The sequence below is a fragment of the Curtobacterium sp. PhB128 genome, assembly GCF_004340725.1.
In the GTDB taxonomy this organism is placed as follows: domain Bacteria; phylum Actinomycetota; class Actinomycetes; order Actinomycetales; family Microbacteriaceae; genus Curtobacterium.
The window spans coordinates 187,720-203,266 of record NZ_SLUR01000007.1 but is presented as its reverse complement, the minus strand read 5'-3'; the positions used below and the strand labels follow the sequence as shown (position 1 = coordinate 203,266).

At 71.2% G+C, this 15,547-nt stretch carries 11 protein-coding genes; all 11 read left to right on the top strand.

The annotated features are described in order from the left end of the window. The first annotated feature begins 35 nt into the window (after positions 1 to 35). The 11 genes from EDF23_RS13770 to EDF23_RS13720 all read left to right on the top strand — a co-directional run bounded on the left by EDF23_RS13770 (position 36) and on the right by EDF23_RS13720 (position 15,545). Positions 36 to 1,379 (top strand): ROK family transcriptional regulator, encoded by a 1,344-nt coding sequence (locus EDF23_RS13770; RefSeq protein ID WP_131921956.1) that lies wholly within the window; start codon positions 36 to 38, stop codon positions 1,377 to 1,379. Positions 1,380 to 1,503: 124 nt separating this feature from the next. Then, positions 1,504 to 2,433: a hypothetical protein gene (locus EDF23_RS13765; protein WP_131921955.1), complete on the top strand. Its 930-nt coding sequence runs from the start codon at positions 1,504 to 1,506 to the stop codon at positions 2,431 to 2,433. 117 nt (positions 2,434 to 2,550) lie between these two features. After that, positions 2,551 to 4,980: a lamin tail domain-containing protein gene (locus tag EDF23_RS13760; protein WP_131921954.1), complete on the top strand. Its 2,430-nt coding sequence runs from the start codon at positions 2,551 to 2,553 to the stop codon at positions 4,978 to 4,980. Between the two features lie 122 nt (positions 4,981 to 5,102). Then, positions 5,103 to 5,945 carry a PhzF family phenazine biosynthesis protein gene (locus EDF23_RS13755; RefSeq protein ID WP_131921953.1) on the top strand — a complete coding sequence of 281 codons (843 nt, stop codon included), beginning with the start codon at positions 5,103 to 5,105 and terminating at the stop codon, positions 5,943 to 5,945. Positions 5,946 to 6,178: 233 nt separating this feature from the next. Beyond that, positions 6,179 to 7,537, top strand: coding sequence for an extracellular solute-binding protein (locus EDF23_RS13750; protein ID WP_123293238.1), 1,359 nt, complete (start codon positions 6,179 to 6,181; stop codon positions 7,535 to 7,537). Between the two features lie 195 nt (positions 7,538 to 7,732). After that, positions 7,733 to 8,596, top strand: a complete 864-nt coding sequence (locus EDF23_RS13745) for a sugar ABC transporter permease (protein ID WP_228504537.1) — start codon at positions 7,733 to 7,735, stop codon at positions 8,594 to 8,596. A gap of 68 nt (positions 8,597 to 8,664) precedes the next feature. Continuing rightward, entirely contained in the window at positions 8,665 to 9,495 is an 831-nt protein-coding gene (locus tag EDF23_RS13740; protein ID WP_173169120.1) for a carbohydrate ABC transporter permease, read from the top strand. A gap of 37 nt (positions 9,496 to 9,532) precedes the next feature. Next, a complete protein-coding gene (locus EDF23_RS13735) occupies positions 9,533 to 12,646 on the top strand; it encodes a glycoside hydrolase family 38 C-terminal domain-containing protein (protein ID WP_131877569.1) in 3,114 nt (1,037 codons plus the stop codon). A gap of 654 nt (positions 12,647 to 13,300) precedes the next feature. Beyond that, positions 13,301 to 13,918 carry a hypothetical protein gene (locus EDF23_RS13730; protein WP_131921952.1) on the top strand — a complete coding sequence of 206 codons (618 nt, stop codon included), beginning with the start codon at positions 13,301 to 13,303 and terminating at the stop codon, positions 13,916 to 13,918. A 33-nt stretch (positions 13,919 to 13,951) separates the two neighbouring features. Then, complete coding sequence (locus tag EDF23_RS13725) at positions 13,952 to 14,692, top strand: histidine phosphatase family protein (protein ID WP_131877565.1); 741 nt, start codon at positions 13,952 to 13,954, stop codon at positions 14,690 to 14,692. Continuing rightward, positions 14,682 to 15,545, top strand: coding sequence for an NAD(P)H-hydrate dehydratase (locus EDF23_RS13720; RefSeq protein WP_131921951.1), 864 nt, complete (start codon positions 14,682 to 14,684; stop codon positions 15,543 to 15,545). Before EDF23_RS13725 ends, EDF23_RS13720 begins: the two co-directional genes overlap by 11 nt. Positions 15,546 to 15,547 lie beyond the last annotated feature (2 nt).

The window sequence follows — 15,547 nt, the reverse complement described above, 5'->3', positions numbered from 1 at the left end:
CCGAGACCGCACCGTTGCCGCGGTATGGTCGCGGAATGGCAGAACATCGGCGTGGAGCGAACCTCCCGTCGATCGGCGGGTTCAACCGCACGGTCGTGCTCGATGCCGTCCGACGCTCGCCGGACGGCCTGAGCCGCGTCGAACTCGCCTCGCGAACGGGCCTCAGCGCGCAGACCGTGTCGAACGTCACCCGGTTCCTGATCGAGGCCGGCATGATCGTCGAGTCCGGCACCGTCGTCGCCGGTCGGGGCAAGCCGCGCACCATCCTGCGGCTCGAACCCGGCAGCCGCTACGCCGTCGGAGTGCACGTCGACCCGGCCGTCGTCACCTACGTGCTCCTCGACCTGGCCGGCACCGTCGTCGCCTCGTCCACCACCTCGACCCCGACCGCCGACGACCCGTCCGAGGTCGTCCGCACCATCGGCTCCGCCGTCGACGGCCTGATCGCCGACGCCGGCGTGGACGTCGACGGGGTGCTCGGCGTCGGGATCGCCAGCCCCGGCCCCATCGACGTCGACGCCGGCATCGTCGTCGACCCGCCGTTCCTGCCCCGGTGGCGGGACGTGCCCCTGCGCGACGCGCTCGCCGAGGCAACGGGCTACCCCGTCCTGCTCGAGAAGGACGTCACGGCCGCCGCGGTCGGCGAGATGTTCCTGGCGGGGGAGTCGTCGGCGCGGAACTTCGCGTTCGTGTACTTCGGCACCGGCTTCGGCGTCGGGCTCGTCGTCGACCACGAACCCGTGCGCGGCGTCGGGTCGAACGCCGGGGACGCCGGGCACATCATGGTCGACCAGCGATCGCTCGCCGGCACCCCGGACGGGTCCGGCAGCCGGGGAGAGGTCGGTGCGGCCGTGGCGCCGGACCGGCTCGTGCGGATCGCGCGGGAGCGGGGGGTGGCGTTGTCCGGCGGCGGCGACGCTGCTGGTGCGGTCTCGTCCGGTGGTGCGGTCTCGTCCGGTGGTGCGGCCGTGTCCGGTGGTGCGGCCGCGTCCGACGGGTCGGTCCCGTCCGACGGGTCGGTCGACGCGGTGAACCGTGCCTGGGACGAACTCGCCGAGGCCATCGCCGCCGGCGACGAGGCCGCGATCACGCTCGCAGCCGAAGCCGGCACCGTCATGGGCGACGCCGCCGTCGTCATCGTGAACCTGCTCGACATCGACCGGGTCGTGTTCGGCGGACCGTTCTGGTCCCGCATCGCGAGTGCCGCACTGCCGGCCGCCCGCGCGGCGATCGTCGGGTCGCCGTTGCTCGTGCCGAAGCACGCGGTCGACGTGGTCGAGAGTGACCGCGGTGCCGACGTCGCCGCGGTGGGAGCCGCGTGCCTGGTGCTCGACGCCGCGTTGTCCCCGCGGGCGAGCGGGCTGCTCATCCGCCGCTGACGGCGGTTCGTCCGCCGCTGACCGCGGTGCATCCGCCGCTGACGGCGGTCAGGGGTGGCTCGCACCGCCCGCTACGCTGCGAACCGACGGATCCGCCAGGTGGGCGGCGAACGACGGGGGACACATGACGGACAACGGCGCCGCGGGCACGATCGACCGACGCTGGGCGAAGGTCCGGCCACTCGTGTTCCGGACGATCATCGGCGCGGTCGTCGCAGCCGGGCTCGTCGGCATCGTGGCGGTGTTGGTCGGCGACTTCGGACGGGTCGCGGTGCAGCTGCTCCTGACGATCGTCGTGGTGGTCGTCTTCGCCCTGTTGTCCTGGTACGACGCCGACGTCTCGTCACGCCGATCGGGCACGTTCGCGTTCGTCAGCATCGCCACGTCGATGTACCTGCTCGTCGCGGGGCTGTACAAGGTGTGGCTCGCCCCGACGGACTCCTCTGGCGATGACGGCCTCTGGCTCGTCGGCGAGCGGTTCTGGCACTGGATCTGGCTCGTCGGCGTCGCCCGCGTGGCGCTCCTGCACGTGCACCTGCTGCTCGTCATCCACCGCCGGTACCCGACACCTGCGCTCCAGGTCGTCGCGAAGGCCACCGTCGGGGTCATCGCCCTGCTCGCACTGCTGCTGTCGATCCCGCTGCTCGCACCCGACGTGGACTACGCCCGCGGCTACTGGCGACTCGTCTGGGTGGTGGTCATCCTCGACCTGCTCGGAACGGTCGTCGTCCCGCTCAGCAACGCGCTCTTCCGCCCGCGGGGCGCCGTCCCGGCGGGGGCGGTCGGAGCGTGGCCGACGCCGGAAGCGCCGCCGGCAGCACCCCCGATGGCGCCCGCGGCACCGATCGCGACGTGGGCCGCCACTCCGGTGCCCGATGCCCCGACGGCTGCCACGGCCGCCACGGCGGCCGGCCCGGTCAGCGGGGACCGGTACCGGTACGAGCCGCGCCCGGAGGCGTCGCGTGCCCTGGCGTGGCCGCGGTACGTCGACGGCACGCCACTGCCGGCGCTGCCCGACGGGTCGCCCGACTTCTCCGGGGTCGCGCAGGGCTGAGGGATAGCGGCGCTCGGGCGCCGCGCGACACCTGTCGTTCACCGGGCGGCCACCGGTCGGACGCCCGGGTGCTGAACAGTCGTGCAGGTCTCCCCTCCCCTCCCGAGAAGGACCTGCATGCGCACTCCTGCCCTGCGCCCCCGCTCCGTGCGGATCGGTGCTGCCATCGTCACCGCGCTGGCCCTCGGCGCCGGTGTCGTCACGGCCAGCCCGGCACTCGCCGCCGTCGGTGACGACGACCCGAGCGTCGGCGCCGCCGCCCCGAACGGCCTCGTCGTCAACGAGGTCGAGTCGAACGGCGACGACACCGACTGGGTCGAGCTCGCGAACACGTCGTCGGCGTCGATCGACCTGACCGGGTACGCGTTCCTCGACGACGACAGCACCCACGACGCCTACGTCCTGCCCGCCGGCTCGACGATCGCCCCCGGCGGGTACTTCGTCATCGACCAGCTCTCGGCGACCGCGCCCGGGTTCGACTTCGGACTCGGCGGCGCCGACACCGCGCGGGTGTACGACCCCGCCGGCGACCTGGTGCTCCGGTACTCGTGGACGAGCCACGCGGTCGTCACGTACGGCCGGTGCGCCGACGGGACCGGTGCGCTGGTCGACACCACCGCGTCGACGAAGGGGGCCGCCAACGACTGCTCCTCGCCCGTGCGCATCAACGAGGTCGAGTCGCAGGACGGCACCCCCGGCGACTGGGTGGAGCTGACCAACGTCGGCAGCACCACGGTCGACCTGGGCGGGTACGTCCTCAAGGACAGCGAGGACGACCACGCGTACACGATCCCTGCCGGCACGACGATCGCGGCCGGGGGCTTCACAATCCTCGACGAGGCGGACTTCGGCTTCGGGCTCGGCAAGGCCGACTCCGCCCGGGTCTTCGATCCGCGGGGTGCGCTGGTCGACTCGTACTCGTGGACGGCCCACGCTGCCGCCACGTACGGCCGCAACCCGGACGGCACCGGCGACTTCGCCGAGACCGCCGAGTCGACGAAGGGCACCGCGAACCGGTTCGCCGGAGTCGTCACCGCCGAGCCGTGGCCCGGCGGCCCGGACGAGACCGTGCTCGACGACGAGGACACCTTCACCGGTGACCTGAGCGGCATCGACTGGACCACGTCCAGCACGTCCGAGGACGGCCAGCTGTGGGCCGTGCAGAACGGCGACGGTCTGCTCTACCACCTGACCTCGGACGGGCAGGGCGGCTGGGCACCGTCGAACGCCGCGGGCACGGACCTGCGGTACGCCGACGGCACGGGCACCCCGGACGCCGAGGGTGTCACCGTCACGAGCGACGACCCGGGCGCCGTGTACGTGTCGACCGAACGGGACAACGACGTGTCGAAGACCAGCCGTCCGTCGGTCCTGCGGTACGCCACCACCGACGGGTCCGAGTCGACCCTGCGCGCCACCGACGAGTGGGACCTCGCAGCCGACTTCCCGGGGCTCGGTGCGAACGCCGGCCTCGAGGGCGTCACCTGGATCCCGGACTCGTGGCTCACCGAGCACGACTTCGCCGACGAGCACACCGGCGCGGCCTACGCACCGTCGACGTACGCCCGACACGGCGAGGGGCTCTTCTTCGTCGGCGTCGAGGGCACCGCGAGCGTCTACGCCTACGCCCTGATGGCGGACGGTTCGTTCCAGCGCGTTGCCACCATCGGTTCGCCGTTCGCGGTCGTCGCCGACGTGCAGTTCGACCCGACCCTCGACGCGCTCTGGGTGGTGTGCGACGACGCCTGCGCCGGACGCACCGCGCTGTACGAGCTGACCGATGGTGCCTTCACCGCCGCGAAGGTCTTCGAGGCTCCGTCGAACGCGGACCGGACGCTCGCCAACGAGGGCTTCGCGATCTCCGGCGTCTGCGCCGACGGGGAGCGTGCGACCTTCTACGCCGACGACAACGACACGGACGGGTTCTCGCTCCGCACCGGGACGTACCCGTGCGAGGGCGGCGGCACCGACCCGGGCACGGACCCGGGCACCGACCCGACGCCGACGCCGGCTCCGACCCCCACGCCCACGCCTGCTCCAGGCGACGGAGGATCGACGCCTGCGCCGACCCCCGGGACCGGCGGACCGACGCCGACGCCGACCCCGTCGCCGGCCGCTCCGATCGCCCCGGTGGCTCCCTCGGAGACCGGCCTGACGGACACGAACCGTGGGAGCGTCTCGGCCCCGTCGTCCGCTCGTGCGGGGGAGACCATCACGGTCACGGTGGGCACGCAGTACGCCGGCGACCGGGTGAACGTGTGGCTGTACTCGACCCCGACGCTGCTCGGCACCGTGACGGTCGCCGCTGACGGCACGGTGCGCGTCACGATCCCGGCCGATGCTCCGGTTGGCGAGCACCGCATCGTCGTGACCGCGGCGGACGGCACGGTGCTGGGCTGGACCCCGATCACGATCACCGCTGACGGGCAGCTCGCGTTCACGGGTGCCGAGGGCCTCGGTGCCGGAGCACTCATCGCGTTCCTGCTGCTCGCTGCGGGTGCGGGTGTGCTGATCGTCCGCCGTCGCAAGGCGGCGGCGGCGGAGTAGCCCCCACGCCCCGCGGGGGTACTTCGTGAGCAGGAATGGTCGGGTTCGCTCAGCGGACCCGACCATTCCTGCTCACCATGCGTGATCAGCAGTCCTCGCCGCCCCCGCAGTAGCGTCGCAGCATGAGCATCGACGTCCTCCGGTACACCGCCTTCGCCGCCGAGCCCGGGGGCGGCAACCCCGCCGGCCTGGTCCTCGACGCAGCGGCACTGACCGACGGCGAGATGCTCGCCGTCGCCCGCGAGGTCGGCTACCCCGAGACCGCGTTCGTCGTCGGCGCCACGGCGACCGGCCCGCACGTCCGCTACTTCTCGCCCGCCGCCGAGGTGCCGTTCTGCGGGCACGCGACAGTCGCGCTCGCGGTGGCGCTCGCCGAACGGCAGGGGCTCGGCCGCCGAGTGTTCACGACGGCCGCCGGCGAGGTCGCCCTCGACGCCACCACCGGCCCGGACGGGGTGGTCCAGGTCGCGATGACGAGCGTCGAACCGGCGACGCGGGACATCGACCCGGCGCTCCTCGCCCGGTTGTTCGACCTGCTCGGGCTCACGGCCGACGACATCGCGCCGGGCTTCCCGGTGCTCGAGTCCTTCGCCGGCAACTGGCACCCGGTGCTCGTGCTGCACGACCGGGAGCTCTTCCACCAGTTCCGGTTCGCACCCGGCCCGCTCGCGGACCTCAAGCGCGAGGCCGACTGGCAGGGGACGGTCACGGTGCTGCTCCGGACCGGGGAGCGCGAGTACGAGGCCCGGAACCTGTTCCCAGCCGGCCGCATCACCGAGGACCCGGCGACGGGTTCGGCTGCGGCGTCGACCGGGGCGTACCTGCGCGAGGTCGGTGCCGTCGAGCCGGGGGACCGCGTCGTCATCCGGCAGGGGCGGCACGTCGGTCGTCCGAGCCTGCTGCTCGTCGACGTGCCGGAGTCCGGCGGGATCACCGTGACGGGGAGCGCGACCCCGATCGACTGATGGACGTTCCTTCCCAGAGCGCGTGGGATGGGAAGCGGAATCGGGCGTACCTGGTCGAAAGTTCCGACCAGGTACGCCCGATTCGGCACGGTACGCCCACCAGCCACCCCAGGCAGCAGCGCCCCGACGCGCGCGGCGCGAAAAACTCCTTGACACGGATAAGTCCATACGCTGGACTAATCCTGCGCGCGGGCGATGGAGCCCGCGGATGTCACCCGTGCAAAGGAGCACCGATGAAACGCACCCGCATCATCGCCGGACTCGCAGCCGTGGCCGTCGCCGCGGTCGGCCTGGCAGGCTGCTCAGCCTCGGGGTCCGCCTCGAGCGACACGATCAAGATCGCGTACCAGAAGTTCGGAGCCTTCCAGCAGCTCGACGCCCAGATGAAGGTCGTCAAGAAGGAGTACGAGAAGGACAACCCGGGCAAGAAGGTCACGCTCGTCCCGATCCAGGCCCAGGGCAACGACTACTACACGAAGCTCGCGCTCATGAACAAGGCGCCCGCGACGGCTCCCGACGTCATGTACGAGGACACGTTCCTCGTCAAGGCCGACGCCGAGGCCGGCTACCTCCTGCCGCTCGACAAGTACACGGCGAAGTGGAAGGACTGGGACCAGTTCTTCGACAACGCCAAGCAGGCCGGCCAGGGTGACGACGGCAAGATCTACGGCGTCCCGATGGGCACCGACACCCGCGCTCTTTGGTACAACAAGGACATCTTCAAGTCCGTCGGCCTGCCCGTGCCGTGGCAGCCGAAGACCTGGGACGACGTGCTCGCCGCGGCGAAGACGATCAAGGACAAGAAGCCCGACCTCATCCCGTTCAACATCTACTCGGGCAAGGCGCAGGGCGAGGCGTCGACCATGCAGGGCTTCGAGATGCTCCTGTACGGGGCGGACGGCTCCGGCAACACGCTCTACAAGGACAAGAAGTGGGTCACGGGCTCGAAGCAGTTCGAGGACTCGCTGCAGTTCGTGAAGGACGTCTACCAGGGCGGCCTCGGCCCGACACCGCAGCAGGCGCTCGACACGAACGTCGGCACGACCATCGCGCAGACGTGGCTGCCGAAGGGCAAGCTCGCGATCGACCTCGACGGTTCGTGGCAGTCCGGCACGTGGCTCAAGTCCGGCACCGCGCCGTGGGCCGAGTGGAACGACGTGATGGGTCAGGCACCGATGCCGACGCAGAACGGTCAGGACCCGGGCTACAACTCGATGTCCGGTGGCTGGACCCTGGCGGTCGGCGCGAAGTCGAAGAACCCGCAGGCGGCGTTCGACTTCATCACGAGCTTCCTCGACAAGGACGGCTCGCTGAAGTACGACACCGAGAACAGCCAGATCGCCGTCCGAAAGGACGTCGCGGACGACACCGCCTACACCGACGCCAACCCGACGTTCAAGTTCTTCTCCGGACTGGTGGAGAACACGAACTTCCGCCCGGCGACGAGTGACTACTCGCAGGTGTCGAACGCGATCCAGGTCGCGATGGAGTCGGTCATGACCGGACAGCAGACACCGAAGCAGGCGGCTGCCGTGTACGACAAGGCCGTCACGCAGGTGGTCGGCAAGGAGAACACCGTCTCGGCTGGTTGACGGACGTCACCCACTGACGGACGGGAGGCGCGGGGCGGCCCCGCACCGCGCCTCCCGGTCCGTCCTTCCCCACCTTCGGAACCCCTCCGCACCCGGAAGGCACCCATCGTGTCCAGCACCCCCCTCGCGCCGACGTTGTCGGCGCCCGGTGCGCCGAAGCGCACCGATCCACCCGTACCGCGCAAGCGGCGACCACTGCGGAACGTCGGTCGAGCGGTCCCGCTCCTGCCCGCCCTCGTCCTGCTCGTCATCTTCCTGCTCGGCCCCGTCATCTCGTCGTTCTACGGGTCGTTCACGAACTCCGCACTCACCGGCGCCGGCGCTGCCGACCAGCAGTTCGTCGGCTTCCAGAACTACGTCGAACTGTTCCAGGACCCGGACTTCCCGAAGTCCGTCATCCTGACGGTCGTGTTCCTGCTCGCCTCGGCGGTCGTGGGACAGAACGTGCTGGGGCTCGGCCTCGCACTCCTGATGCGCTCGGCCAACAAGGCCGTCCGCGCGATCGTCGGCACCTTCGTCGTCGCCGCCTGGGTCCTGCCCGAGATCGTCGCCTCGTTCGCCGCGTACGCCTTCTTCAACGACGAGGGCACGCTCAACGAGTTCCTGAAGTCCATCGGCATCAGCGGACCGAACTGGCTCTACACGTTCCCGATGTTCGCCGTGATCCTGGCGAACATCTGGCGCGGTACGGCCTTCTCGATGCTCGTCTACTCCGCCGCCGTGCAGGAGGTCCCCGAGGAGATCACCGAGTCCGCCGAGGTCGACGGTGCCACCGGGTGGCAGCGCCTCGTCTACATCACCCTGCCGGTGATCCGACGGAGCATCTCCACCAACCTGATGCTGACGACGCTGCAGACGCTGTCGGTCTTCACCCTCATCTTCGTGATGACCGGGGGTGGGCCGGGCACGAACTCGTCGACCCTGCCGATCCTCGCCTACCAAGAGGCGTTCAAGTTCTCGCAGCTCGGCTTCGGGACCGCGATCGCGACCATCCTGCTCGTGGTGGGGGCGGTCTTCTCGATCATCTACATCCGAGCCCTCAAGCCGGAGGTGGACTGATGGCCATCACTGCCCCGTCCCTCGACCCGACCACCACCCGCTCGGTGACCGCTCCCGGTTCGCTGCACATGACGTCGCCCCGCGGCCGCACCATGCGGTGGGTGGCGAACACCGTGCTGCTCGTCATCGCGGTGTGCTTCGCGGTCCCGCTGCTCTGGCTCGTCCTCGCCTCGGTCGACACCCAGGCGTCGCTGTCCGTGAAGCTGCCGACGCAGTTCACGCTCGACAACTTCACGAAGGTGCTCACGCCCGAGCTGTCGTTCATCCCGCTCGCGAACAGCCTGCTGCTCTCCGGTGGCACGGCGGTCGTCACCGTGGTCTTCGCACTGCTCGCCGCGTACCCGCTGTCCCGCTACAAGATGCGGGTCAACAAGCCGTTCCTGTACAGCATCCTGTTCGGGACCGGCCTGCCGATCACCGCCATGATGGTGCCCGTCTACGCGCTGTTCGTGTCGCTCAACCTGATCGACAACGTGTGGGGCTGCATCTTCTTCCTCGCCGCCACGTCGCTGCCGATGGCGATCTGGATGGCGAAGAACTTCATGGACTCCGTGCCGATCTCGCTCGAAGAAGCTGCGTGGACCGACGGGGCCTCGATGATGACCACCCTGACGCGCATCGTCGTCCCGCTCATGCGTCCGGGCATCGCCGTCGTGTTCATCTTCGTGTTCATCCAGGCGTGGGGGAACTTCTTCGTCCCGTTCGTCCTGCTGCTCTCGCCCGACAAGGTGCCCGCCGCGGTGAGCATCTTCAACTTCTTCGGGCAGAACGGGGCGGTCGCGTACGGACAGCTCGCCGCGTTCTCCATCGTCTACTCCGTGCCCGTCATCGCCCTCTACGTGATCGTGTCCCGAGGCCTCGGCGGCGGCAACGCCCTCGCCGGCGGCATCAAGGGCTGATCTGCTGGCCCCGGCCGGCTCTCTCGAAAGGAACCACATGCACCAGGACGAACCGCTCGTCGAGGCACGGATCGCCCGCCTCGTCCGCGACCGTGTCGACCCCGCCGTCCACCGCCGCTCGGCGCCGGTGACGATCGAGGCGTGGGAGGTGCCGGACGAGCCGGTTCCGTTCGACTCCGCCGTCCAGCAGGCGTACACACCGTTCACCGTGGGCAGCGCCTGGGGTGGTCGACCGTGGGGGACCACCTGGTTCCGGATCACCGGCACCGTCCCCGCCGACTTCGGTACCGCGCCGGGGACCACTGCGGAACTGCTCGTCGACCTCGGGTTCACGAAGCGGCACCCGGGGTTCCAGGCCGAGGGACTGGCGTACCGGCCCGACGGCTCCACGATCAAGGGCGTCGAGCCGCGGAACGACACCGTGCCCGTCGAGGTCGGCGCAGGGGAGTCGTTCGAGCTGTACGTCGAGGCCGGCGCGAACCCGGACATCGGCGGCGACTCGTTCCAGGGCGCGACGCCCCTCGGGTCGCGCTCCACCGCGGGTGACAAGCCGATCTACCGCGTGCGTGCCCTCGAACTCGTCGAGCGCGACGACACCGTGTGGGAGCTGCAGCAGGACTTCTGGGTCCTGCGCGGCCTGATGGCGGAACTCCCCACGGACGGCACCCGCGGCGCCGACATCCTGCACGCGCTCGAGCTGGCAGCGGACGCCCTCGACCCCGACGACGTCGCCGGCACCGCAGCCGATGCTCGTCAGGTGCTCGCACCCGTCCTGGCCGTCCCCGCCAGTGCCGCCGCACACCGGGCGATCGCCGTCGGCCACGCCCACATCGACTCCGCCTGGCTCTGGCCGGTGCGCGAGACGATCCGCAAGTGCGCCCGCACCTTCTCGAACGTGCTCGACCTGATGGACCGCGACCCGGACTTCACCTTCGCGTGCTCGTCGGCGCAGCAGTACGCGTGGATCCGCGACGGCTACCCGTCGATCTGGGCCCGGATCAAGCAGCGCGTCGCCGAGGGCCGGTGGATCCCGGTCGGTGGCATGTGGGTGGAGTCGGACACGAACCTGCCCGGTGGTGAAGCGCTCGCCCGACAGTTCGTCGCCGGTAAGCGCTTCTTCCTCGAGGAGTTCGGCATCGACACCCCCGAGGCCTGGCTGCCCGACTCGTTCGGCTACTCCGGTGCGCTGCCCCAGATCGTCCGCGCCGCCGGCTCGAAGTGGTTCGTCACCCAGAAGCCGTCGTGGAACGAGACGAACGTCATCCCGCACACGTCCTTCCACTGGGAGGGCATCGACGGCTCCCGCGTCCTGACGCACCTGCCGCCGGCCGACACCTACAACTCCGACGTCTCCGCCGCCGACCTGCACCGCGGCGAGCGGAACAACAAGGAGCGTGGCGTCGCGAACACCTCGATGCTGCTCTACGGGTTCGGCGACGGCGGTGGTGGACCCACCCGCGAGATGGTCGCGGCCGCCCGACGCCAGCACGACCTGGACGGCTCGCCGCGCGTGCAGCTCGGCACCCCCGCCCAGGTCTTCGAGGAGCTCGAACGGGTGCTGCCGACCCCAGGTGTGTGGTCCGGCGAGATGTACCTCGAGTTCCACCGTGGCACCTACACGTCGCAGATCCGCACGAAGCAGGGCAACCGTCGCTCCGAGCACCTGCTCCGCGAAGCCGAGCTCTGGGCGTCGACCGCGGCCGTGCGCCTCGGGCTCGACTACCCCTACGAAGAGCTCGAGCGCGCCTGGCACACCGTCCTGCTGCAGCAGTTCCACGACATCCTGCCGGGGTCCTCGATCGCCTGGGTCTACGAGAACGCTGAGGAGAACTACGCGCAGATCGCCCAGGTGCTCGAAGGGCTGATCGGCAACGCGACGACCGCGCTCGCGAACGGGGGTGCTGCGGCGCTCGCCGGGGTCGGGGCCTCGTCGTCGGCCGCCGCCGGCGGCAGCAGCGCGCTGCTCGACGCGCCGTCCGGCGCCGACGCCGTCGGCGGCAGTGGCTCGTCCGGGAACGTCGTGCGCTTCAACGCCTCGCCGGTCGCGGCGGGAGACGCGGCCGCCCTGGGTGGTTCGCTCGGCTCGGAACCGCGACCCGTGCCTCCCGTCCGCTCTGGCGACCACTTCGTGTTCGACACGGGCGTCGTCACGGCGACCATCGACGGCGCTGGCCACGTCGTGTCGCTCGTCGACCGCGCCAGCGGGCGCGACGCGATCGCACCGGGTGCGGCAGCTGCCGAGTACACCGTCTTCCGCGACACCCCGAACCAGTGGGAGGCGTGGGACATCGACCGTGCGTACCAGCGCAACGGCACCGTGCTGTCGGCCTCGTCGGTCGCGATCGACGGCTCCTCGCTCGTGGTGGAACGGTCCTTCGGGTCGTCGACGCTCACGACCCGGTACTCGGCGGTCGCCGGGCTCGCAGAGCTGGTGATCGAGACCGAGGTCGACTGGCACGAGCACCAGAAGCTGCTGAAGCTCGCATTCCCGGTGGACGTCCGAGCGTCGTCCGCCTCGAGCGAGATCCAGTTCGGCCACATCGACCGGCCGACCCACCAGAACACCTCGTGGGACCACGCCCGCTTCGAGACGTCGGCGCACCGCTGGGTGCACGTCGCCGAGCCCGGGTTCGGTGTCGCGGTGGCGAACGACTCCACGTACGGACACGACATCACACGCTCGACGCGGCCCGACGGCGGGACCACGACGCTCGTGCGCGAGTCGCTGCTGCGCGGGCCGACGTTCCCGGACCCGAACGCCGACCAGGGGCACCACGTGTTCCGGACGGTGCTGCGGGTGGGGGCGTCGGTGCTCGACGCCGCCGACTCCGGCTACCGGCTGAACCTGCCGGTGCGGACCGTCGCCGGTTCGACCGCGGTTTCGCCGCTGGTCTCGGTGTCGTCGCCGCAGGTCTTGGTCGAGGCCGTGAAGCTCGCCGAGGACCGCTCCGGTGACGTGGTCGTGCGACTGTACGAGGCCTCCGGCGGTCGGGCGACCGACGTCGGGGTGTCGTTCGGGTTCGACGTCGCTTCGGTGGCGACGGTGGACCTGCTGGAACGCCCGCTGGGGGACTCGTGGGACTCGGGGGAGCCGGTCGTGCTCACGCTCCGGCCCTTCGAGATCGTGACCCTGCGGGTACGCCGGGCCTGAGGCAGCGGGGCCGGTCCCCCTCGGGGGAGAGACCGCGGCGCCGGACGGGACACGGGTGCGTTCCGTCCGGCGCCGCCTTCTGTGTGTGGGTGGTGGGGTACCTGGTCGATTCGGGCATGGGTGGTCGACTCGGGCGTACCTGGTCGAAAGTTCCGACCAGGTACGCCCGATTCCGCTTGGCATCGCGGCCGTTCTGGGAAGGAACGTCCTCCCTCCACAGGCGGGCAGGCCTGGAGGCCCGTCCACAGACCTCGACGTCAGCCCGCTGGGCGCATGGCGGGTCGGGCAACGTCTCCTCCATGAACGAACCGCTGCCCATCCTCCGAGCCTCGGCCACGCGTGAGGCCGGACTCGACGCCACCACCCTGCGCCGCCGGACCCGACTCCAGGGCCCGGGCCGACTCGTCCGGGCAGGGCCGAACGCGTTCGTCGACGGAGCAGCGTGGGACGCGGCCGGGCCACGGCAGCGGTACGTCACCCGCGTGTACGCGCGGCTCGGCCGGCTCGGCCCGCGGGCGACGGCATCGCACGACTCAGCGGCCGCGGTGCACGGGCTGCCCGCGCTCGGCGGGTGGAGCGTCCCGGTGCACGCCACCGTGCCGGATTCGATGTACCGGGGGGGGGACCCCCGAGCTGGTCCTGCACACGAGACCGGTGTCCGGCGCCGAACGGGTCCGGATCGGCGACCTCGCCGTGACCGCGGTCCCGCGGACGGTGATCGACATCGCGATGAGCGGGGACCTGCGTACGGGGGTCGTCGTGGCAGACGCTGCGCTGCGCAACGGGACCGAGCGCGACGAGCTGTGGCGAGCGGTGCACCCGCGTGCTCGCGGGCGGGCCCGGGCCGCGCAGGTCCTCGACCTGGCCGACGGGCGTTCGGGGTCGCCGGCGGAGTCACTCGCGCGCGTGGTCTTCCGCGAGCTCGGGTTGCCCGCTCCCGTGCTGCAGCAGGAGTTCGTCGTCGACGGTCGCCGGTCCGCCGTCGACTTCTGGTTCCCCGCAGAAGGCGTCGTCGTCGAGATCGACGGACGCGCGAAGTACACGCAAGACCGGTACTTCGGCGGTCGCAGCCAGACCGAGGTGTTCCTGGACGAGAAACGTCGCCACGCCAGGCTGCTCACGGTGCCGGGTGTGCGGACGATCATCCGGCTCGAGTGGCGGGACCTGTTCGACCTCGATGCGCTGGCGCTCCGGTTCCGCGCCGCGGGGTTGCCGTGTGCGATCCGCCCGGTCCGGAGCGCCCGCCGCACCGCAGTCGGTGGGCGTCGGTGAGCCGGCTCAGCGCGGCGTGGTTAGCGTGGCGGCATGGCAGTGCAGGAGATCTGGCTCGTCCGCCACGGTGAATCGCTCGCGAACGTCGCCGCCGCCCGAGCAGAGGCCGCGGGCGACGACGTCATCGACGTCGAGTACCGGGACGCCGACGTCCCGCTGAGCCCGCTCGGCGAGTCGCAGTCGCGGTCGCTCGGACAGGAACTCGCCGATCGTGGCATCGACGACGTCCCCGTGGCGCTGTGGGTCTCGCCGTACCTGCGTGCGAAGCAGACCATCGAGATCGCGCTCGGGGCCGGCGGGCTGGCCGAGCCCGACAGGCGGGTGGACGAGCGGCTCCGCGACCGCGAGCTCGGTGTGCTCGACCTGCTCACCCTGCAGGGTGTCCGGAACCGGTACCCCGACGAGGAACGTCGACGGCAGTGGCTCGGCAAGTACTACCACCGGCCAGCGGGCGGCGAGTCCTGGGCCGACGTGATGCTCCGGCTCCGATCGGCACTGGTCGACGTCGAACGGATCGAGGGCACCGAGCGGCTCGTCGTCGCGGCGCACGATGCCGTCGTGATGCTGGTCGTGGCGGTGTGCCTCGACCTCGACGAGCCGGCGCTCATGGAGTTCGCTCGGACGCACGCGGTCGCGAACGCCTCCCTCACCCGACTCCGCCGCGAGCGGGCGGGCGCACCGTGGGTGCTCGAGGAGTTCTCCTCCGTCGGGCACCTCGACGACGACGAGGTCACGGCGCACACCGGCCGGAAGGACGACGAGCATGTCCGCTGAGACCGTCACCCCGAACTTCCTGCGGGACTGGCCGCTCCCCGAGCCCGGCGCCGGCAAGTACGGTCGCGGGCAGGTGCTCGTGGTCGGCGGCGCAGCGCGGACGCCCGGCGCCGCGATGCTCTCGGCGCTCGCTGCACTCCGGGTGGGAGCGGGGCGGCTCACCCTCGCGGTGGGGCGGAGCATCGCGAACGAGGTCGCGGTCGCCGTGCCCGAGTCCGGTGTCGAACCGCTCGTCGAAGACGCGGACGGTCACGTCGCCGTGGGCGCGATCGAGGGGATCGCCACCTCCGCCGCGAGTGCGGACGCGCTGCTGGTCGGCCCGGGACTCGACGAGCCGAACGGCACCCGTGACCTGGTGGCCGGGCTCGCCGACGTCGTCGGACCGCAGACCACCGTCGTGCTCGATGCGTTCGCCCTCGGGGTGGCGGCCGACGTGCGGGACCGTCTGGAACCGCTCCGGGGTCGGCTGGTGATGACGCCCAACTCCGGCGAAGCCGAACGGCTCCTCGGTCGGGAGGGCAGCGGCGACGACGTGGCCGACGCGATGGCGATCGCGCAGCGGTTGGGTGCGGTCGTGGCCCTGGGGGACGCCATCGCGACTCCCCAGGGGCGGAGCTGGATCAAGGGCACCGGCTCCGGAGGACTCGGCACCAGCGGCAGTGGCGACGTCCTGTCGGGTGCGGTCGCCGGCCTGCTCGCTCGTGGCGCGGAACCGGCACAGGCGGTGGCGTGGGCGTCCTACGTGCACGCGGCTGCCGGTGATCGGCTCGCGGTGCAGGTCGGGCCCCTCGGGTACCTGGCGAGCGAACTCGTGACCGAGATCCCGCGGGTGCTCGTCGAACTCTGCGCCTGAGC